At 39.1% G+C, this 22315-nt stretch carries 15 protein-coding genes; all 15 read right to left on the bottom strand.

The features are described 5' to 3' along the window. Positions 1-243: 243 nt before the first annotated feature. Positions 244-2196, bottom strand: a complete 1953-nt coding sequence (locus DXB58_RS01495) for a discoidin domain-containing protein (RefSeq protein WP_122135679.1) — start codon at positions 2194-2196, stop codon at positions 244-246. 23 nt (positions 2197-2219) lie between these two features. Beyond that, complete coding sequence (locus DXB58_RS01490) at positions 2220-3821, bottom strand: O-antigen ligase family protein (RefSeq protein ID WP_233527212.1); 1602 nt, start codon at positions 3819-3821, stop codon at positions 2220-2222. Positions 3822-3897: 76 nt separating this feature from the next. After that, complete coding sequence (locus DXB58_RS01485; RefSeq protein WP_122135712.1) at positions 3898-4272, bottom strand: DUF1573 domain-containing protein; 375 nt, start codon at positions 4270-4272, stop codon at positions 3898-3900. Further along, positions 4265-5098 carry a DUF4369 domain-containing protein gene (locus DXB58_RS01480; RefSeq protein ID WP_122135677.1) on the bottom strand — a complete coding sequence of 278 codons (834 nt, stop codon included), beginning with the start codon at positions 5096-5098 and terminating at the stop codon, positions 4265-4267. The genes DXB58_RS01485 and DXB58_RS01480 overlap by 8 nt, the downstream gene beginning before the upstream one ends. Positions 5099-5124: 26 nt before the next feature. Beyond that, entirely contained in the window at positions 5125-5940 is an 816-nt protein-coding gene (locus tag DXB58_RS01475; RefSeq protein WP_122135676.1) for a DUF4369 domain-containing protein, read from the bottom strand. A 15-nt stretch (positions 5941-5955) separates the two neighbouring features. Further along, a complete protein-coding gene (locus DXB58_RS01470; RefSeq protein ID WP_122135675.1) occupies positions 5956-6465 on the bottom strand; it encodes a DUF4251 domain-containing protein in 510 nt (169 codons plus the stop codon). 295 nt (positions 6466-6760) lie between these two features. Further along, positions 6761-7483, bottom strand: coding sequence for a DUF4369 domain-containing protein (locus DXB58_RS01465; RefSeq protein WP_118032528.1), 723 nt, complete (start codon positions 7481-7483; stop codon positions 6761-6763). A gap of 37 nt (positions 7484-7520) precedes the next feature. After that, the gene (locus tag DXB58_RS01460; RefSeq protein WP_233527211.1) at positions 7521-8186 is read right to left on the bottom strand and encodes a hypothetical protein; all 666 of its coding nucleotides are present in this window, start codon (positions 8184-8186) and stop codon (positions 7521-7523) included. 296 nt (positions 8187-8482) lie between these two features. Continuing rightward, positions 8483-8818: a hypothetical protein gene (locus tag DXB58_RS01455; RefSeq protein ID WP_122135674.1), complete on the bottom strand. Its 336-nt coding sequence runs from the start codon at positions 8816-8818 to the stop codon at positions 8483-8485. A gap of 30 nt (positions 8819-8848) precedes the next feature. Beyond that, a complete protein-coding gene (locus DXB58_RS01450) occupies positions 8849-10258 on the bottom strand; it encodes a glycoside hydrolase family 28 protein (protein ID WP_199487894.1) in 1410 nt (469 codons plus the stop codon). 33 nt (positions 10259-10291) lie between these two features. Further along, positions 10292-13555: a DUF4450 domain-containing protein gene (locus tag DXB58_RS01445; RefSeq protein ID WP_122135673.1), complete on the bottom strand. Its 3264-nt coding sequence runs from the start codon at positions 13553-13555 to the stop codon at positions 10292-10294. A 16-nt stretch (positions 13556-13571) separates the two neighbouring features. Next, positions 13572-15683, bottom strand: coding sequence for a hypothetical protein (locus DXB58_RS01440; RefSeq protein ID WP_122135672.1), 2112 nt, complete (start codon positions 15681-15683; stop codon positions 13572-13574). 118 nt (positions 15684-15801) lie between these two features. Beyond that, positions 15802-17484, bottom strand: a complete 1683-nt coding sequence (locus DXB58_RS01435; RefSeq protein ID WP_122135671.1) for a RagB/SusD family nutrient uptake outer membrane protein — start codon at positions 17482-17484, stop codon at positions 15802-15804. Further along, on the bottom strand, positions 17484-20627 hold the full coding sequence (locus DXB58_RS01430; RefSeq protein WP_122135670.1) for a SusC/RagA family TonB-linked outer membrane protein: 3144 nt from the start codon (positions 20625-20627) through the stop codon (positions 17484-17486). The genes DXB58_RS01435 and DXB58_RS01430 overlap by 1 nt, the downstream gene beginning before the upstream one ends. 21 nt (positions 20628-20648) lie before the next feature. Next, positions 20649-22313: a hypothetical protein gene (locus DXB58_RS01425; protein ID WP_122135669.1), complete on the bottom strand. Its 1665-nt coding sequence runs from the start codon at positions 22311-22313 to the stop codon at positions 20649-20651. Between the last annotated feature and the right edge of the window lie 2 nt (positions 22314-22315).

Here is a 22315-nt window from a genome sequence, read left to right as displayed (position 1 = left end):
ATAAGAATGAAAAAAGGACGACAAGATAGAATCGCGGAGACGCTTACAATATGAAAGCATAGGTGAAAGGCAGCTTCTTCACCCTGTATCGCTTTATTCATCAGCTTTTGCAATGAAAGGTGAAGGGGGAATGAGAATGTGGAAACTACAGTGTTGGGGCATAATCGTATTATTATATCGCTGTCGATTCCATTTCATAAGATGATTCATATTCCAATTCTACATATGTATTTTACCGATGAATTAATACCACACCTGTTTAATATCTCGATATAAGAAAATTCGTTCGTCTTTTCCTCTACTTCGATTTTTTAATAACAGCAAAGCATTTTGCGGGACATTATGGAATGTCAGTTCAAAATCATCCGCTACTTTTTTCTGTATTGAATGCCAACCATCCATATCCCAATAAAACAACTCGTATGTATCACCAATACGAACATTGTTGTCATCATTACGTGTCATATAGCCTATTCTTCCAACAGATTCCGGTCTGCCCAAATCCAATCCAACCCAGCCATCCCTCAACGTTTTAGATGCAAAAAAAGTCAACGGATTCAAGTCAAAAGCTGCAGAACGGCTATAGTGAGGATTTTTGCTTCGTTCTTCAGAACCTATAATTGTTCCTGTCAATTTCTTATTGCCTTTATCAAAGAACATTAATTCTGCAATATTACAGCGATATGGTTTAGGACAGATATAACGCCAATAACGATACTTTGTGGTATCGCTTATATTCACGCTACCCGATACGCTATACTCTTTAAACGTATGCACTGTAACAGCATCGCTAAAATCCTCTTTTTGGGCAGCTTGAAACATGCTGTACTTTAAACGGAGTGCTGCGGTAAACGCTTTACGTGTTAAAGGATATTTCCGTTTTAGACTAATGCTTCTTTTATGTGCGCTGTCAGGTTTCAAGAACTCCAGTTCACCTTTCTCATTCAACAAAGCGGGATAATTGAACGGACGAACCCTTCCGTTTATATAATATACCGGCAGATAGACTGCTCCTTTCTCTACTTTATCAAAGGTAACCCGCTTACTTTCTTTTATTTCAGAAAAGCAAATAGGAATCCATTTTTCATTATCAAATACTGCCAGATACGCATATTTTTCTCTGCGTTCTCTTTCCCCGGAAAGTACAGGAAAAGCAGGGTTAATAGTCGTCCCATATTCATCTGTAACGTCTTTCATAAACACATTACGCAACGTTTTCGGAACACTGCCAGCTTCCTCATTCAACCGGACCAAGCCCTGATTGGGAGAATACGTTCTTCGATATACTTTTCCTTTGCATTCGCCTGGTCGTAGGAAAGCTAAGAAAGGTTCATGTCCTCCTTCACATACCATTCGGCGATCGTGATCTATCAGAATACTTAGCCACGAATGCGCATGCGCTTTTGTAGGCCACTGCAAAACGAAATCATACGAAACCGCAAAACCTTTACTACGCATGATAGCTAAAGCTGTATTTGTCCTTGTCTCGCAAGAGTTGGAAGGAATATTGCACCAAAACGGAACCTTATATAACGCATGCCACTTCAAAGGCTTTTTCAAATCGACAATAATGGTATCACGCAATTTGATATTAATAGCTTCTGCCGCATAATAAGGTGTTTTATTCCAGATATCGTTATAAAAATAATCAGATAACGTGTCATTAGCTATCGGTTTCAACACATTGCGCCAATCATCAAAAAACTGAAACTCTACGCACTTATAAGGAAGCATATATTCACAAAATTCATCGAATGCAATGCCTCTTGCCCAACTCCCTTGTTGCCAATCCTCAAAAGCCGCGTCTATACTTTTTATCAGATAGTTGGCCTTTATGATAGAGTAATCTTCCTTAAATTCAAAATCATCTGATGGAAACTCTAACAACAAATTATTTAATTCATTCACCTGTTCATCAATCTTTCTGTCGGAAAAGATTATCTTTTCAGCTTCGACATAATATTCCTCAATATCTTTCCCTATATACGACTGGTGTCCGGGCATATTCATTATCAAAAATTTGGCAGCTCTAAGTTTCAAACTATCGGCTTCATTTTCTTTATAATGCTCCAACACTTTTTCGAGTTCCGAACGATTGTTGCCTGACAGTGTCAGCACCTTTTCCAACTGTTTTTCTTCAGAGCTTTGACAACTGAAAAGCAAAACAAGAAAAAGAAAGATGAATGTAGCTTTCATTTTGTATGATTGTTAGTTTATAATTAAATATTCTTTTTGCGCAAATAGTTTCTGGCCTCTTCCTGTATGATAGCAACAGTGTAAGATGGTATCTTTATCCGTTTATTGATTATTTCTAAAGCAACCCGTTCGGCAAGTATACAGTTATCAGATTTTACATAGATCCTCAAAAGTCCTTGTAATGGAAGAAAACGGCTAGGACACATAAATTGTGCCAGCTTATAGCGTCTTTCAGCCTCTTCCCAACACCCCATCTGATAGTAATTATCAGCTAATTGCATTTGCAGGTCATATGTATTGATATAAGATTCGCAATGCAAGAATATGTTGACGCTTTGTTTGTACAATTCCACATTCTTCAATTCTGATGCATAATTGTACAAGAAATAGGGATTGCCATTCCACTCATCATATAGCTTGGTAAATACAGATAATTCGTTATCCAGCAAACCATTGTTCTTTTCTGCAACCAACGAAATTCGTTTCCATGTACGCTCGAAAAGAATATTCTTAATCGAAAAAAAACAGAATATAAAAAGAATAATCAATAAAAATGGCTTGTTGAAACGTATTGTTCGTAAAACAACCTCCGGTTGATTAAGTGAAGCGAGGCAGTAGATAGTCATGAACCAAACAAAAGCATATTTGAATGGATAAGAAAAGCAGGAAAATATAGCAATAGAAACAATTGCTAGTAAGGCTGGAGTATCAAATGACACATTACTTCGAAAAACAGCAACCAACAACAATAAGAATAAAGCGATTCCTATAAGTCCTTGTTCAATCAGCAACAACAAATACTCGTTAAATGAATGATTCGTATTCCCTGCTAACATTCTTTCACTTTCAGCAGCATGAAAAGAAGACAAATATTTGGCTTGTTCCGGCATGTAATCCGCCTTAAAAGAGCCAAGTCCATTTCCTCGAATCATATTTTCCTTACACAATCCGGCAGATACTTTCCAAATCAGAACACGACCGGAAGCGGAAGCTGATTTCAGATAAATCAGTCCAATGAATAAACCTATTAGCAACAAAGTGCCTCCGCTAATAAAAAAGATGCGCCTTCTATGAATTAACTTCCGATAGCGGAGAGCGTAAAAAAGAAGTGTTACTACGCATAAAGTAAGTATCCCTGTTCTCGAACCGGATAAGATAACGACTATAATGAGGAGAAGACACGCCATAAACTTGAGCGTTTTTCTTTTTCCATTAGAAGTCTGGCACAAAAGAAAAGGATAACAGAGAACGATGCTTGCTGCAAATCCGGCGGGATTATCAAAAGAACCAGTAACAGAAAAATAAGATTGAGTTTCTATACACCCTACATATTGCAGCAAGCCATACAAGGCCGACAAAACTCCAACGACAGCTAAAATGCTATTAAATGTTTCTGTTGGATTTTTTCCATTACGCATCAACACAAAAAGAATCCATCCAGATACGATGTATACACTGTGTATATATTGTGATGTAAAGAGACTGCAAACGAAAACATATCCCATAAAAACAGTAAAAGACACAAATAGAAAATCAACAAACAGGCTAATTTTTCGCTTCCAGTTCCCTATGCAAATACCTCCCCATACTATGATGCCGACAACGAAACTTATATTTTTAGGCATAAAATACCTATCCATAAACCAATCAGCCGATAAGTATAAGGTGGTGATAAGTAAAAAAGAAAACGTAAAAACATTATCACTGAATAATTGCCTTAACTTGCAGAATATAAAAGAGGGAGTCTGTATTTGCATTGATAATAATTAATTCTTCTTTCGCTCCCAATCCCTTTCCTTTCGGATTGAAAGAAAAATGAAGCGAGCACGATTCATCAGGATTTAATTCATACTTCTCCACCGATGCTTGTGTACATCCACATCCAGTTTCGATCTCTCCTATTTCCAACCTGGCATTGCCAACATTGGTGATTGTAATGCTATCACGACAAATTATATCAGAACTAATTATTCCGAAATCGTGTGTATAGGAAGACAGGGACATCTCTGCCTTCCTTTTTGGATTGCAAGAAACGCAAATCAGCAGAATAACAATAAAACCAAGGATTTTACTCATTTTTTATAGTTGTTGATGATGAACTACTCGGAATAGTCTCGATGAAACGGGGTGGATCACCGATCAAACTATCTAATATCATTCGGCTCTTCTTTTTAAATTCTCGTTCTTTCATAATATAATCCCACCATGATAAAAAAGCATCTCGATCCGCTTGGGGCATTAAATCGATAATGCGTAAATATTGAGAGAGTTCAGGCTCCCTAATCGGGTATTTTGTCCTTAAATCACGAGCCAACATGACTCGGATGACATTCGGATATTTTGCATATTTTTCAAGAAAAGTAAACCGACCTTCTGAACGCTGTTCAGTTTCTGATATATCCAATAGCTTACAATTCTCTATATTAGTACTATCTTTCGCCATTTTTCTACGTTCTCTATTCCAATATACAGCATTCCATTGGGCTTCTCGCTCAAGAATATAAGTATCATAATCTTCATTGATGGAAGTGCCCGATACATTAGCGTTATCGTCCCAATCAACCATACGAATATAGATATTACCCGGTTCCACAAAAAGATTAATATCAGTCCCTTTATGGAACGGTGGTCCATCATAGGATATTTGTGCAAAAAAAGGCTTTCGTGTGACAGTTCCTTCGTAAAAAAATTCCTTGCCAATCACCTTTATTTTTATGCTGTTGCCGTATGCTTGTTTTTGTCCTTCCCTTTCTTCAAGAAGATACGATTTATCTATTAATAACACATATTTACCATCTAAAGAATTATCAGGGAATTCACCCCGAATCGTAAATTTCTCTTGCCCCAAAAGCAATTGAGCAGAAAATACGAATATAATGAGAAAAAACAGTTTCTCTTTCATATTAATTACACTTTAACTCTATAAAATCATTTTACAGTTATATCAAGCATATTATTTACCCGTCTTTCAATAAAACGAGGAGCATTACGATTAAGACTATCGGTCAACGCTCTTCTCTTTGCCCAATACTCCTCTCTCTTCATTGTATACTCTCGCCACTCTATCAAAATATCTCGATCCGCTTTGGGCATTAAGTCAAGAATACGTAAATATTTAGCATCCACCAATCTTTTATTTAATTCCTTAACTTCCAAATAGCGAGATAACATTACTCGGATAACATCCGGATATTTGGCATATTTCTCAAAGAAAGCCAATTCACCTTCTTCGAAGCATTCAAATGCAGAATTAAAAGAATGGAAATTATCATCCTTTTGAGTCTGCCCTTCTAACCTAATAGTTCGCAAAACTCTATTTACCAAATTTCTCCGTTCAATGACACAAGTGGCATAGTCTTTATTGATAGGAGTACCCGATACGTTTCCTTCCTCATACCAATCAGTTATATGGATATGGATATTCCCAGGTTCTATTACAAAAGAAGTCGCACTTGTCTGACCACTGAATGTTGGTCTATCATAATAGATTTGCGCCAAAAAAGGTTTACGCATAGTTACCCCTTCATAATAGATTTTTTTATCAGTTACCAATATTTTTACTTCATCATCAGATGCTTTCCATTTACGTTTGTACTCATCAGGAAGAAAAGATTTATCGGTCAGTATTATATATTTTCCATCCAGCGAATTATCAGGAAATTCACCTTGAATCGTGTATTTCTCTTGCCCGTAAAATAGTTGGGCTATAGATACAAACATAAATATGAATAGATATTTTCTCATGATAATAATTAAGTGTTACAGAGACTCCGTTTCTTCTCTTCGCATATTTAATTCTCCTAAAAAATTGATACTTTTCCCCTGCTGCAAGGTGATATAAATGCTCGCACTTCCATTGGAATATACCTTAATATAAAAGTTGCAATTACCTATTGTTGTATTTGCTGAAAACTTGATGTGAGCATTTTTCTTTTTATCTATATCCATAGTATATTTTTTCAAAGGAGCCTGAAAGTAAAGTTCAGCTCCTCTCCTATATGGTATATCAGCTTGACCGAGATAAAGAAGATCAGAAAAAATAGAATCATTTTTAATTTCTATTGAATAATCAGACTCATTCAATAATATAGGATCTTTACATGGAAGAATGCAAATACCTACATTTATCTTGTAGACTTTTGATGTAACAATCTTTCCGACAACTTCCGCCTTTTGTTTCTTTTGTTCTTTTTTGCTTTGGGCAGAAAGAATCGGAATTTCTACCAGCATTGTCAAAAATAGAACAAGAATTTGCCTTTTTACTTTCATATTAGATTATAACTTAAATATGGATGTATAAAAAGCCTAATGAAATACGGTTATAGGACACGTACCATTACTACTCTCACAATTGCCTATTCCGATTTGCAAATAATCATCATTCGATTGACAACTAAGCATAGATATAGCTATTAAAAAGGTTAACACAACCATATTCAAGAAAGCTTTGCTTTTTTTCATAAAACTATTTTTAAGGTAGTAACATATAGAACACTTATTCTCCCGCTGATTGTCAATTTCATAATCAAAAACACGTCACACAAATCACAATAAGACTAAAATTCTACTTATTTTTCATCGTTGTTGATGATGAATTACTCGGAATAGTCTCGATGAAACGAGGGGCATTGTTACGTATACTGTCCAATAATGGTTTGGTTTTTTTTTCATATTCATACTTTTTAATAGTATAGTCCAGCCAAGCCAAAAGAATATCCCGATCTGCTTTAGGCATTCGGTCGAGAATCTGTAGATATTTTGGAAAATTAGGATCCCTTGACATTCTTCGTCCGTTCAATAAAAAAGATAAGTGGAACCGTACGACATCCGGGTATTGGGCATATTTCTCTAAAAAGAGTAATTGATTTTCCATACTTCTCCTTGTGATCATATAGGTATTATAATCTTCATTAATAGGAGTACCTGATACCACACCCTCATCTGCCCAATTAGCGATGCGGATATGAATATTACCAGGCTCAACTATAAAATACAGGCCGAAATCCAACATCTTTCTTTTTGTCCCTGCACTATAAAGATACGCCAAGAATGGCTTTTGTGAAAGTACACCTTCATAATGGAATTTCCCGTCAACCACCAATATACTATCAATAAATAAATGTTTAATTCGTTCTTTTTCTTGACTAAGAGCTGAACTATTAGTCAAACGCAAATAACTATTATCTAACGAATGGTCGGGTAATTCACCCTGGATAGTGTATTTTTCTTGTCCATAGAATAGCTGGGCTATAGATACGAAAATAAAAATAAATAGATATTTTTTCATTATTACGGCTATTAAATATTACTCTTACAATTAAAATTTACTCCTCATCTGGATAGCTTTTATCACAACTGCTTTCACAATTTCCTTCTTTTGTTCCTGCAGCCGATAGACAAGCATCTCTTACTTTTACCCAGAATTTATAATTATCACCATTGGGAAATTCACTCGCAGGTAAATCCTCAATATTCTCGTTAAAATGATTATGACATTCCATTATTTCTTCTTTGGCCGTTTCCGCACAATCTTTTTTGCATTTTTCACGTAGTTCTGCATTGGTATCTGCTCGCGTAATCACGACTTTGTACATTCGACTTTTTTGTCGTGCCCTCATCAATTCTAATTTAGTAAAATCAGCATCTTTAAAAACGTCCCTGACCAAAGAAGAAATACGATTACGGTTAGCTTGATAATCATATCCTGTCAGAATCTTTAATTGAGTAATTGCTTCGGTACGAGTCTCGATATTAAGCAGATTTTTCCGGAGTAAGCGATATTGTTCCAAGTCTTCTTTAGACAATTTAGAGATTGCGTTTCGTTCTCTTCTCATGTCCTTTCCTATTTCTTTTTCCAAATTCTGATAAGCTTCCGAAGCAATAAAAAGATCAGCAGCAGTCACATCTACTGCCTGTTGAGAGTATTCGTCAGTTTCATCCGTCTGACAACTAAGTACTAAAATACTGATTAGAAAGGCTAATCCAATCATAACAAAGCCAAAATTTCACTTTTTCATAAGAATTACTTTTAGAGATTACTAATTTTGAATATCTTTTTCAGAGCAATATCATATATTTGTAAAAATTGTATAATTCACTTCCAATTCCATCTATATCACATAAGATAAGGAGCTATATTTTTCCATAATATTAGTACGAAGAAAAGTTTATCGCTCTTGTTGTTACAAAGGACGACATTTATAAATTGAAATACAAATTTCAACCGTATACAAATGCGTATACACAGCCAATGTATACGCATTTAAATATGGTTTTTAAAGAAAGATCATTCTAAACGTAATGATTTAATAAAATCAGTAATAGATTCACAAGAAACATTCATTTTCTTTTTCAATCTACTACGGCGTATTCGAAAAGAACTTCCTAGAATATGAAATAACTCTGAAATCTGCACATTACTAAAATCAATACGTAACAAAAGAATAATATGTATATCATCTTCAGAAAGTATAGGATAATAATGCCTCAATTTATAGATAAAACCATCCTGATGAAGATTTATCCAAAATTCTAATTTATTCCAATCACAATCACTTATTGCGGATAAAGATGTAACATAGATTTGTACGTCATAGACAGTCTTCCATTCTTCTTCATTCATAGCTGGATTTTTATCTATTACAATTATGCCCTATTTCACCAATTCACCATTGATATAAAGATTCTTGAAAGTCACATCTTTCGCCCCTTTAATATCATTTACTCCTTTGGCTACATTATTAAAATGAGAATCCTCTACACTGATGTTATATACATGTTTATCATCCTCCAGCCCTATAATAAGCACCCCCAATTTACTCTTCTCGCAAGTCACATTTTTCAAATGCACATTACGGACAATCGGGTCAAACCCTCTCTTACATTTCTCCCGGTTCTCGTATTGCAGATTGATGCGAAGTACAGCTTCACGACATTGTCCTACCGTTACATTACGCACATATACATTTTCTATAAGTCCTCCACGGCAAGTGCTCGTCTTAATACGAATGACACGATCCAGATTCGGGCTATCCATCCGGCAGTCTTCTACAAACAAGTTACGGTAACCACCGGAAATCTCACTGCCGATCACTACTCCTCCATGTCCATTCCTCATCATGCAACCACGTACGATAATGTTCTCACTGGGAATATTCCATTTACGCCCGTCTTCATTACGTCCTGATTTAATGGCAATACAATCATCACCCGTGTCAAATGTACAATTCTCTATCAACACATTCTTACAAGATTCAGGATCACATCCGTCTCCGTTAGGTCCACGATTGAAAACAGTTACTCCGCTAACAATCAAGCTCTCGCAGAAAAGAGGATGAATCACCCAAAAAGGAGAATTTAACAAAGTAACACCTTCAATCAAGATGGTGTGGCAGGAATGTAAGTTCAATAGCTGCGGACGCATACCATCTTCCGGCTTCATCAGACGCTTGTAGACAGGAGTAGATGTTTCACCATACATCAACAGACGTTCACGACCTCCATTGCGTTGAGCCACCATGCCTTCTTTCCAACCATACTTTACGGCTCCACACATCGGCCACCAAGTTTCCATGCTACCCTGTCCGTCAATTATACCTTTTCCGGTTATGGCAATATTACTTTCGCCATAGGCATAAATCAAGGGGTGAGCGTTATAGCAATCAATTCCCTCCCAACGGGTTAACACAGCAGGAAAGTAAAGGCTCTGATCCGTAGAGAATTTCAAGACAGCTCCCTCTTCGAGATGGAAATTCACATTACTCTTCAGAGTGACAGGTCCGGTATAGAAAGTTCCTTTGGGCACAATTACTGTGCCACCTCCTGCCAGACTACACTGTAGAATAGCTTGATTTATTGCTTCATGGCAAGGATTAGTCTCATCATCTGTTTTTGCTCCGAAATCTGTTATAAGAAATGTTCGTTTCGGAAAAGAGGTCCGTTTAATCTGTTTTTCGATGCGGGCACTTTCTTTAAACGCCTTATCAAAATCAACAGTATTCGCATAAGTTACCGCTGCCACAAATAGCAGTATAAGTAGTAAATAAATAGTTCTTCTCATCATAATGCATCTCTTTTTAATCATTTATTTTTTGTTTTATTGAATTGTAATTCCCATCAGGCCGATAACAACATCGTTCGAAAGTGTTTCCAACGTCAGATGGCTTAATTCTTTAGAAGGATTCAAAGGCATATCCAAAAGTATGCCCGCTCCCCCCTCAATGGAACGTCCATAAACACCCTTTATTCCTAAGTCTTTTCCCAAGTCATTACTTACCATACCTGTCTTGAAATGAATACGATAAGGACGAGGAGAAGATACAGTGAATGCCTGACCATCGACATAGAAATCCTGCTCAATAGGACACCAGTTATCCGGATTCACTAATTCCAGCACATCGGAAGTACCATCCGTATAGAATACACGAATGATACCATTAGCAATGCGGCACTGCATGTGGTTAGTACTACCTGCCATCATCAAATAGGCATGAGAAGCTCTACCGGAAAGCGGAATACTCAAACTGTCGGGATAATTATCCCACAACGAAGTAAAAGCAATATTGCTTCCTTGAGCCAATGTTCGGAATGGCACACCCAGTTTGGTAGTCAGCATCTCATCACGTACCAAGGCACGCAAACCTGCATCATCAATATCAGCTGTTAGTTTCGGGTGACACCACTCACCAATGCCCTGAATAGGAAGCGATAGAGTGGTATAAGGTGAACGGGGAGTGAGATACTTATTCCGGAAAATATCAGTAACATTCGCATTGAACAGAGAATCCATATTTATCATCCGGCACTCTAATGTATTCACCTGTGAGAAAGGGAGAACGACCGATGATTTTTCTAATTCTGATATTTGTATATTCACAGGCTGCCACCATTCCATTTGTCCCTGTTTCATGCGAACAAAGAAAGTATGATGCCCTAAATGATCGTTGACTTTACTTCTAATAGATGTATCACTAACGTTCGGTTGTACCAAAACTCCCTGCGGATCATATATTTCACCGAATACCGCCCCTAAAATGGATGGAACACGGATCTCCGCTAAAACCTCCGCCTGTATTTCAGGCAGAACCGGATTCAGACTGTTTCCTTCCCACACAATTTCAACAATTGCTTTTTTGGCAGAAGAAGCAGGAATAACAACCACCGGATAACCGGAAGCAGCTTCCGCAAAGCTCCAGTCAACTTCTTTCCCATTTACTTTCACAGAATGAATCCTTTCTCTCCCGACATTCACTTGTAATGTCAATGCCAAAGGTGCCTTAAAACGTTGCTCTATCCGGTAAATATCTGTATCATTCTCCCTGACAAAGTGATAGGTTATGTCAGGCAAAGAAATAGAAGCTTTTGACCATTCTGCGGGAAATCCCGGACGAATCACCATCTTCCCGTTCAATACATCGGGTAAAATGCCATACAATCCTTGTACCAGTAATCGGGAAGCTACCCCTATCGGATCTCCAAAGTCACGATAACACTCTCCACGGGCAGCATCATAAAAGCTGACTTGCCCCAAATTGCCGGGACTGTTACCTAGATACATACCATCCAGAAAGGAGCTTTTCATCAGTCGGCATCCTTCCTCCGGACGTCCTGCCTGAAAATAAGCCAAAGCTGTATGCATCACCTCTGCAAAAGCCACATTATTGATACTCCAGGAATAAGGTAACCAATTGGTAGTGGCAATCGTTGCATATCCCTCTTCCAGTCCATCGGCACATACGGGAATATGAGGTATTTCCGTATCGACATAGCGCGTAGCCTGATAAGCCTGAAAAGGATCAGCAACTTCACTATCAAGTGCATGATATATAGTCCACAATCCCGGGCTTTCATGAAGCCGACGATGTCCCATGAAATCCTGATACTCCGCCCAGCAACCTTTACTCTGCATCCAAAGGCGTTTATTCATCGCTTTCAATATTTGTTCGGCTTCCTTCTGATAAGGTACAGAATCTTCACCTATCAAGGAAGCTAGAAAAGCTGCCATTTTATTGGAACGATAGTTGTAAGCTGATGAATGGGTGACAGCACCACTATTGTAATAAAGTGCATCGCTTGCCCAGATACAAGCATAAGCATCATATAAGCCATCATTGTCCGGATCATAATTTAATTTTTCCCAAGCAAGATGACGGGTAATTACAGGCCACATTTTACGGACATACGCTGTATCTCCCGTCCAGTTGAAATGCCATAAGAGTTCATCCATATAACAAAGATTCATGTCATAATGATGCATTTGATTATTGCGCCCCGGATTCCGGCAAATATAACCGTTACTATATTGAGGAGTTCCCCAACGTTTTTCCGAACGTGCCAGATTCATTGTGGAGTCCTGTGCCGGATGCGGAATTGTATTCGGAACATCAGTCACCTGACTGGCCGCATAAGCATCAAAATGAGTACGTGCCCGATCATGCCATCCTAAAGCATCACCGGTATACCCGGCTCTCCACCCACTCAATGGCATACGCCAGCCAATAGCACCGTGCAACCAGACTTGCCCATCCCAAATTCCATCGGCAGCTGCGACCAATGCACCACCCAAAGTGTTCAAATAAGGGTCCGGCGTTTCTATCTTCAAATGAGAAGCCAATGCCAAAGAAGCTGCCTCCGCTTGTTGATAGAGTTTACGGACATTATAGTCTTCGGGAACCTCCCCACGTACCAAGTATACTTCTTTCTGCAAGGGAAGTTCACCAGTGACAAGGTCAGTCGCTTCGACAGGAAGTTCGAAGCAATCAGCCGGATCTACCCCCATATCTCCATTACGACTCAAACGTTTTCCGGTAGCTCCCCCATGTTGCCAACGAAGTATAGCTCCTTTAGGCATATTCGAAGGAGAAAAACGCCAAATAGCTCCATCCATATCGGCTAATGCCAATACAGAAATACGCAGTTCTCCTTTTCCCCAAGACGGGTCCGTCAAATAATAGGTACGTTTTCCAGCCGAATAACGGGATTCACAATGCCCGGTGCAGTCAAGCGCCAATTCTGTTCCGTCACGAAGAATGACTTTGAAACTTATATTTCCTCCGCGTCCGTTATTATAAAAAGCAAAAACCGGTCGGTCACTTGTTTCTACCCGAAAGGGACTGTGACTACCGTACAAAGCACGGGTATACCGATTCTTACCATTGACACAAACAAACTCATCACCATCGGGACGATATTGCAACGTCCTTTTTGTACCTCGCAGATGTTCATTCAAGGAAATGGATTCTTTAAAGTCACCGATCTGCTTTGCCTCTCTTTGAGCATTTAATGGTATCGCCGGCAACATCAAGAGGCAACAAACTGTCAGCTTTCCTTTTAAAATAAGATTCAGATGAAAATAACTCATATTTTTTTGTGTTTGATTATGGTAATGGCTTCAATCCTTCCCAACGGACATTCCAAGTTCCATCTTTCGGAAATCCCGGATTAGTCTCCGTACATCCGTCCCAACCGGCACACATCATCGCAATAGCAGTCAGCAAGCCGCCATTACCCGGTAAATAAATACGTAAACGACCGTCCTGATAATTATGACCATTCGGCAAGTATGTGTTTGTGCGTTTATCCATCAGTAAAGCTCCGACGGCCTTTTCCGGTTCACCCAAACGGGCAGCATTCATAGCCGTCATCGGATAATCCCATCCCCAGGTTTTACCCCAATTCCAGTTATCCCAAATCCAGTGCAATGTATTTTTCATATAATCTTCCCGGATAAGTTTATTCATCGGAAGAATACCGACTGCCCCTAATACTGCCATGTGGTCGGAAGTATAACGAATATCTTTATAAGTATCTATGGCTGTTTCAGCAGCCAAATAAAGTCCATCTGCATTATAAGCTAGAGGTGAAAGTTTGTCGAGCATTTCATCCCATTCCAGATTACGCTGTTGCCCCATGCGCTCACGCCATTGTTGGGCGGTCTGCATTGCAAAATGCCAGTAAGAAAGTTCAAAAGGAGGATTAATTGTTTCTGCAGCACGTAACGTTTCTTGTGCGGGGATGGCACCTTTCAACACATAGCGTCCTTCCAGTTCATCATAGGTAGCAAAGGAATACATAAATTCAGCTGTCTCTTGTACTAAACGATTATATTTCTCTAGTACTTCTTTAGTCGGATCGGCACGATAAAGTAATTCTGCCAAATAAATTAGATGAGGTTGTTGCCAAATCAGAAAACTTCCTACTTTGGAAGGGGCTTCTGTTCCTGAAGGGTCGGTCATTTTCATCCAGCGAACACCATCAAACCCTTGTCTTTGGGCTATTTGACGCGCTATCGGTTCAGCCTTTTCATACCAGCCTAATGTACGGTCAAGTAAGTTGCTACGATTCCAAAGAGCAAATTGAGCTTCGTGCCACCAGATCATTTCAAGATGAAATTTACCAAACCATGAATTATAAGTAAGTCCCGTCTCTTGCGGAGGAGTAGTACCTGCACTCTGAATAGCAAGCAAATATTGGCTAAGTACCACACGTCGTTCCAGTTCTTTTGCCCGTGGGTCCGTACATGCCGAAAAGTCAACAGCCGCACCTTCTTTCCAGAAAGAGTTCCAATAGTTTTTTGCTTCTTCCTGAATCTGTTCCACGGTGACAGTCTGCGTAGAAGGAGCTTCACTAGTAAAAGCACAGGTAAAAGCCAATTTGTCGTCTATCGGGGTCAGGACAAAATAATGCTTTGCTTTTTCATTCAAAGTCGCTTTCCCTTCCCAATGCAAAGTTATATAATACTCTGTACTATCTAAAGTGTGCTTCAGGACTGCAGAAGATTCATTTTGAGTAACAATCGTCGTCGTATGTTTATCAATGGCTTCCCAATTACAAGCATCATCACAGTGTCCTCCTGTAGGATACGGAAAGCGAAAACAAATTCCGGTATGTGCCTTGGAGGTTATATGAGCAGCAATCATATCACTGGAAGGATGGCAGACAGTCTCCACCTGATAATCTTCACCATTTAATTTAAACCTGCTCTCAATTTTTCCATTCCACAAACAAAGTTTCTGATGAATATCAGTCACTTGTTCAATATCTGTATCTTCTTTCACGTCGAAACCGACAATCCCTAAATGAAGACGGTGTGGATTGACACGAAACCAGTTAGCGGCATCTTGCTGTCTGCCTTTCTCTTTGAACTGTGTGGCATAAAGTTCTTTCTTCCCTCGCCCAAAATCGTACTCTTTCAGGGTTTCTTCCGGAGTGAGTTGTTCCGGATTGGCAAAGCTATGCCATCCCCACTGACTTTGCGTTCCTAATGGAACACCTTTGCTGTAATTGTCCGGAAATGTCTGCAAACCGGTTATATCTACCGTATAAGCAAACTCTCCATTTCCTACAGAAAGGGAAGCCAATGAATCGAATGCCGTAACAACGGGACTATTTCTTTCTACCAGCGCCTCACGGTCAATAACGGACTGTTTTCCGTCTCCGCAAGCTGTCCAAACAAGAAGTGCTGCAATATATGCTGCTAATGTTTTCATCATTTTTTGTTATTGTTATTTGCAAAAGTATTTATATTTGAAACAATGACGCGGATTCTCATTCAAAAATCCGCGTCACCCCAACCTAATCCACACCCAAGAATGATTTGAGGATTTTTTATTTTAACTTCCATTTAATGAAATAATCTCCACTCATTATTTTGGAACGGATGGCTGCAGCATTGCCAGTACTTTCATACTTTTCCGAAATATATTTCGCCATGAAACTATTATCTTTATAACGTTTCGCCATACGAATCATAGCCGGATAAACTTTTCCTTCGCACGCCATTTCCAACATCATTTCTTTCAATATTTCTTCGTCATTATTTTGCACATTAGATGTGAAGGTACGTGCTCCTAGGTTACTATAGCTTACTTCTACTCCACGAATCCCTCTGTCACCATATTTACGACTACCAATACCTGTTGTCCCGTTTGAATAATAATATACAGTACTGTTATTCGTCCAATGAGGAGTAATACCATACCAATTCCCGGAATAAGTACCTTCTTCATCAATATCAAACTCACTAGAGTAAGCATTGACCCCTACATTAATCAGTGCGTCTACTACAGATCTTCTGCCTAATTGATTGAATGCTTCCGCCAACATAAAATAAAGGTCTGCACCGCGGTAAGTATATACGAATACATCATCGCGATAAGCGTTACGTACAGGTTTAGAAGTTGGACGGAATTTACTGATAACCCATTTACCATTGTATTCAGATACCGTATAACCCATTCTGAAATCTTTATCCTTATTGCCCAGCGGCCCGAATTCATTATTTCTGAAACGTTCTACAGCAACCTCTGCTGGTGCCAGCCAATATTTATTCGGATAATCAGAGTCGAAATGCTTCAGCAGGCTGTTCGTCTGCCTGTTTTGATAGTCATACATAATTGCAGATGCCGATTCATAGTCATACGGAGTCTCGTTATTAAAGAAATTGGTATAATGGCTGAACAACATATCATTACGTAAGAAAGCAATAGATTGATTCGTGGTACTTTGATATATACTATTCATTTTATTAAGTATCAGGTTGATACATTGCTGGTATCTGCCTAACCACAAACAAATCTCTGCATATATAGCATAGTAAGGAGGAGTCATCATATCCCAACGACGATATTCACTATTTGCCAGTTCTGTATCCGGGTCCACCCAGTCTTTCCACGCTGTTTCGTAAGTCCCGTCAATGTTGTCATAACCAATATCTAACAGATTCTTGCAAGCTACCATCGTTTCGTCAAGATTCAATATATCAAACTGTGACAGGTCTCTCAACGAAGTCATTGGTTTGTCCACCCATGCCACTTCTCCGTAGATTTTAGCGATTGTCATAAACATCCATGCTTTGATACGTAGCGTACTACTAACTAATGCTTTATAGTGGCTTTCATTAATAGAGTTCTTTTCTTCGTATGCTTTCAATTTCCGAAGATAATCGTTACAAGCATTTACTACTTCGTAGAATCCAGAAGGGTCTGCGTATGAATTACCGCTTAAATCATCATCGTAATTGTACAAATTGTAGAGTTCTGTGGGTGCCGTTGCAGTCGGCACCACCATTTCTCCCCGGAGTTCATTCAAATAAATCACTTTGTCTCCAATGGCTTGCATTTTGGTCATGATACCAATGTAGCCGGAGTACATCTCACTTTCTTCTGATATATAATCCTCATTATCCAATGTAACATCCGTATCAGGATTGAAGAAGTCATCGCATCCTCCCAATAAGGCAGCCGTCAGAATAAAAGCAACGTTTAATAATATCTTTTTCATCTTCATAATTAGAATTTCAAGTTAATACCCAGTTTGACAGATTTCGGTTGCATCACTTTCGCATAATCAAATCCTTGTGTAGCATTGCTACCTGATGAATAAGCGAATTCCGGATCCATTCCCAAATATTTGGTAGCGGTCAGCAGGTTCTCCCCTGTCACGTAAATTGTTCCTGAACGGAAGAAATTCCAAACCGGTTTGTCGAAATTATAGCTTAGCGTAATACTCTTCATACGCAGGAAAGATGCATCTTCAATCCAACGGGAAGAGAAGTTGTTATTACCGATAGCATCTCCATAACTAGCGCGTGGAATACTAGTAACCTGTCCTTCTACATTCCAACGATTAGTCACTGCTACACTTTGGTTAGAGAAAGAAGAAACTGATTCCAATGTCCTTCTTACCGCATTGTATGCTTCATTTCCTTTTGAATAAGAGAATTCGGCCGCCAGTGAGAAATGCTTATAACGAATATTGGTATAGAACCCTCCAAAGTAATCAGGAGTGGCACTACCCAATGATACATAATCTTTAGAATCAATACGTCCGTCATTATTCTGGTCTACATAACGTACATCACCAGCACTGTATGCCTGATTGCTGCTGTTGATCAATGCGGCTTCACTCGCTTCCGCTTGGGTAGAGTAGACACCGTTTGCTTGCAATCCGTAGAATTCATATGGATTTCCACCTACACGACTTACTATCATCGAACCGTCACTATATTGAACAGTTTCCTGACTATTTCCGCCCAATGATTTAATCTTACTCTCCATGAAAGAAATATTACCTCCTACAATCCATTCAAAGTCACGCATACGAATGAGGGAAGCTTGTAATGAAAGCTCCACTCCATTATTATCAATTTTTCCGACGTTTGCATAGTAAGCAGATGTTCCATAGATCGCAGATTTTCCAATGTTCATGATTACATCTTTGCTTCTGCCACGATAATAATCTACTCCCAGACTAATACGGTTTCTCAAGAAAGAAGCATCCAGACTTAAATTCATCTGGGAAGTTATCTCCGGTTTCAAATGCGTATTCGGGATTTGGGTACGCATAATACCCGATACAGCCATATAGGGTGAACTACTATAATAAGATTTTCCATAATTGGAAGAAAAGCGACTGTTTCCTGTCAGGCTGTATTCTGCACGCAAATCCAGACGGGTGATCCAATCCTTGTCTATAAGGAAAGACATATTCTTCGCCATCCATGTGATTCCGCCCGACGGATATACTCGGAAATGGTTGGTGTATCTTCCGTTAGCTGAAGAACCGTCAATAGACATATTCAATGCAGCATTCAATACATTATTGTAAGTATAGTCAATGTGACCATAAATATTAGCCCAGTTCCATTTATTCTGATAACCGTCGAAATAACGACCGATAGCATCAGCCGAACCCAGTACCTGATAGAAGTCATTGGTTGTGTTGCGAGCGTACGCCCCGTCGTATTCCTGCAGAGTGGTCAATATTTGCACTCCTGCCATAGCATTCAAAGCATGACGGCTACTGAATTGCTTGCTGTAGCGTGCGTTTAGGTTATAAAAATAATTAGTCGTTTCGTTTACACCTTCCCGTATCGTATTTTCTTCAGTACCATATGTATCTGTAGTAGGAACGATAGTAAAATCTGTTCTGCCTGGAACGAAAATATGCTCCTTATTATAGTTATAATAAAGCCCGAAGACACCATTAAGAGAAAAACCGGGAAATATTTTATAATTGAAACCTGCCTTAATATTCACATCATATTGGCGACTGTTCGCATCCAAGTCATTGACAATGGCTAACGGGTTACTTACAGCAAAGTCCATATTTTTGCTGATTCCATAATAGTAGTCGGAGTAAATCGGAGTAAATTCTCCGTTATCAGCCTTCTGATAGGGAGCAAGCAACGGAGACTGCGCATAAGCGGCGAGTAAAGGATTGGTACGCACATTCATCCCTTGTTCTTGATAATTACCGTTGATATATGCCAATCCGACAGTAGCATAGACTTCAAAATTCTTACTTACTAAGAAGTTTCCGTTCAACTGTGTATGATAGCGGTTCTGCTGAGTACTTTTCAGTATTCCGTCTTCTTTAGAGTAGCCCAAAGACAAGTCATATTTGGCGATAGCATCACCACCTTCTACTCGAAACAGATTTTCTGTCACAAATCCGCTCCGGTAGATTTCATCTTGCCAGTTCGTATTGTTATTGTAATAGTTGGCGTATCTACTATTAGTTGGGTCGCTCATGAAAGGGAATTCGGTAAAGAACTCATCCATATTTCCGAAATAACTCATTCCCATGTCTGATAGATAAGAACGGTAATCTATACCATTCAGCAAGGGCATACGTTTGTTATTCCAGTTGACACCAAACTGACCGTAATAACTGATTTCCGTGTTCATATTCTCCGATGTAGCACCATCTGTTTCAATCAGAATGACACCGTTAGCACCCATAGAGCCATATAAAGCCGCTTCCGCACCTTTCAAAACGGTGATATTTTGAATATCATTGAGGTTGTAAGCCTGAAAGATATTACGGCTCAATCCGTTAATCAATGGTGAATCATTTACGTCCGGTATATAAGGAATGCCGTTGATGACTACCAGTGGAGCATTATTACCCACAAAAGAACGTGTTCCGCGAAGATTGATGAAACTTCCCTCTCCTGGCATACCGCTGCCACGGGTTACTTGCAAACCTGCAATCTGTCCAGCCAAAGCGCGATCTATCTTCATACCAGCAGGTACGAAATCTTTTTTAGTGATATTCTCTGCAGAAGTAGTCACTTCGTTCGTTTCAATACGGAAAGGCAATACTGTTGTTTCATTATATTTGTATTCCGATTCAGGAATCATAATGATCGTCATCTCCTTACGATTATCCACTGCTTGAAGCACTGTATAATATCCGGCAGCCCAGACAGAAATAGTGGCTTTCTGTAGATTCTTGCATTCAATTTGAAAAACTCCGCTCTTATCCGTAGTGACATTTTCGCTTCCGGTGACGGATATTACCGCACCCTCAATCGGAACATTCAGGGTGGATAATACTTTACCGCTTATTTTGCCTTGTTCCTGTGCATACAGATTGACAGCGACCAAGCAAAGTAACAGGGTGAAAAATAAAACTTGTATCTTTTTCATGTTGTCTTTATTTTCATAAGATTAATAACAGTCCGCAGTTGGTCTTAAACACCAGTGGTATAGTGCTGCTTCAGATAGATTGGAACCTGATCCACTAAGACGTATCATAATTTCGCTGGCTTCGTCTCCCGGAATAGTGACTGTACCTACAGCACCTCCATCACGATCATATTTTGATTTATTTTTAAATCCTTGTGCAACAGCTTCATCTATTCCTTCCGGATATCCGCCTCCGCCACGATCATAGTGGTAAGCAGATGCATTATTAAGCACCGACTGAGAAAGAGTGGCTACAGGAATTTCTTCTCCATTCTTGATAATTGAAACGGCAATCGCTCCTAAAGTTTTCTTTTGTCTGAACCCCATGGTGAGCGTATATGTTCCAGGAGGAACCTTATAAGGAGTAGCCACATAGCGAGTTCCCACAGTTTCACCTCTAAATGGTGTATAATCAAGCGTATATATTTGATTATCAGGATCTGTCAAGTTAAAATAGAGAACTCTGTAATATATCGTAGGGAATCCTAATGCTGCCCATCCTGCGCAGTTCGCTTCATCCGTTTCACTAATCTTGTTAAATGAGAGATTGGTAGTCTTGAAATACGTATCTTTATCATCGGCACTCAAATATTCGTAGTTTCTGAAAAGCTCTTTAAGGCGATATATCAATACGTTAGTAGGTATCTTCATTTCAGTGACATGGTAAGCTACTCCGTTACTCATGGATATCGGATTGTCAAGATCCACTTTCTGCACGGTCGTGCGCCATTGTTTACTGAATACAGAAGTTAAGTCCTCATTGCTTTCAAAACTGGCTTTATCATAAATCTTATTAAAGAAAGCCGATTGAAATATCCAGTTTTCCAGAATGCTGTCTGCACGTGTCATATTCCAGTTCTCCAGATTTTTCCGTGCTACGCTTAATGCGTTATTGATTACGTCATTGGACGGGATTAGCATGGTAGCACTGAGATTTTCGGACATGATGTCAAACTTTACCTTTTCAAAATAAGGAGCTCTTACGGTAAATACCGAGTCATATACGGTATTTCCCGTATTGTCTACTCCTACCACTTTACTCGCGTCTCTGTCAAATGTCAAAACATTACGTGACAAGATCATTTCACGGAAGATAGAATAATCGTCACCCAAATTTTCTATGATCTCATACATGCTGCGCGGAGCATTGATAGCCTGATCTAACAAATACAAATATCCATTGGTCAGTTTAACTACCCGAGTTACGGTTGCATTATTAAATTGAATACTAGAAGTATTATTTTCCCCATCGGTTTTACTGATATTCAAATATTTACCGCTCCACATCAAAAGACGTTGTCCGTCTTCCAGATTTGAAGGTGAGATAGAGGCATCAGAGATATAGGTCTGAGCGGTGTATATAGGATCATCCCCCGCTGCAATGCTTGACTCCACTGCCAGAATGGTGTACATTTGTTCTTTCGCCAATAATTGTTCCACCATGCCTGTTTCGCTGAACAGCTGGTACATATTACTTAAAGAGGATTCTTGAGCCAAATAATCGGTAAGGGATTCATTGACAATGGAAATCTCCGTATTATTAACCGTACTGGCGTTTTGAGCATAATGCTCATCCCATGTGTTAGTACAACCGCTTCCTATCAATCCGATAAGGGCAATGCCGAGTATATATTTTTTTGCTTTCATGG

This window comes from Bacteroides sp. OM05-10AA (assembly GCF_003439055.1).
Taxonomy (GTDB): Bacteria; Bacteroidota; Bacteroidia; order Bacteroidales; family Bacteroidaceae; genus Bacteroides; species Bacteroides intestinigallinarum.
Note: the sequence above shows the minus strand (reverse complement) of the source record. Positions and strands in the feature narration are given on the sequence as shown.

Bases quoted from the DNA above. Each gene is read 5' to 3' on its own strand.
- DXB58_RS01495 (WP_122135679.1), bottom strand. From the start codon at position 2,196: ATGAAAGCTACATTCATCTTTCTTTTTCTTGTTTTGCTTTTCAGTTGT.
- DXB58_RS01490 (WP_233527212.1), bottom strand. From the start codon at position 3,821: ATGCCTAAAAATATAAGTTTCGTTGTCGGCATCATAGTATGGGGAGGT.
- DXB58_RS01485 (WP_122135712.1), bottom strand. From the start codon at position 4,272: ATGAGTAAAATCCTTGGTTTTATTGTTATTCTGCTGATTTGCGTTTCT.
- DXB58_RS01480 (WP_122135677.1), bottom strand. From the start codon at position 5,098: ATGAAAGAGAAACTGTTTTTTCTCATTATATTCGTATTTTCTGCTCAA.
- DXB58_RS01475 (WP_122135676.1), bottom strand. From the start codon at position 5,940: ATGAGAAAATATCTATTCATATTTATGTTTGTATCTATAGCCCAACTA.
- DXB58_RS01470 (WP_122135675.1), bottom strand. From the start codon at position 6,465: ATGAAAGTAAAAAGGCAAATTCTTGTTCTATTTTTGACAATGCTGGTA.
- DXB58_RS01465 (WP_118032528.1), bottom strand. From the start codon at position 7,483: ATGAAAAAATATCTATTTATTTTTATTTTCGTATCTATAGCCCAGCTA.
- DXB58_RS01460 (WP_233527211.1), bottom strand. From the start codon at position 8,186: ATGATTGGATTAGCCTTTCTAATCAGTATTTTAGTACTTAGTTGTCAG.
- DXB58_RS01455 (WP_122135674.1), bottom strand. From the start codon at position 8,818: ATGAATGAAGAAGAATGGAAGACTGTCTATGACGTACAAATCTATGTT.
- DXB58_RS01450 (WP_199487894.1), bottom strand. From the start codon at position 10,258: ATGATGAGAAGAACTATTTATTTACTACTTATACTGCTATTTGTGGCA.
- DXB58_RS01445 (WP_122135673.1), bottom strand. From the start codon at position 13,555: ATGAGTTATTTTCATCTGAATCTTATTTTAAAAGGAAAGCTGACAGTT.
- DXB58_RS01440 (WP_122135672.1), bottom strand. From the start codon at position 15,683: ATGAAAACATTAGCAGCATATATTGCAGCACTTCTTGTTTGGACAGCT.
- DXB58_RS01430 (WP_122135670.1), bottom strand. From the start codon at position 20,627: ATGAAAAAGATACAAGTTTTATTTTTCACCCTGTTACTTTGCTTGGTC.
- DXB58_RS01425 (WP_122135669.1), bottom strand. From the start codon at position 22,313: ATGAAAGCAAAAAAATATATACTCGGCATTGCCCTTATCGGATTGATA.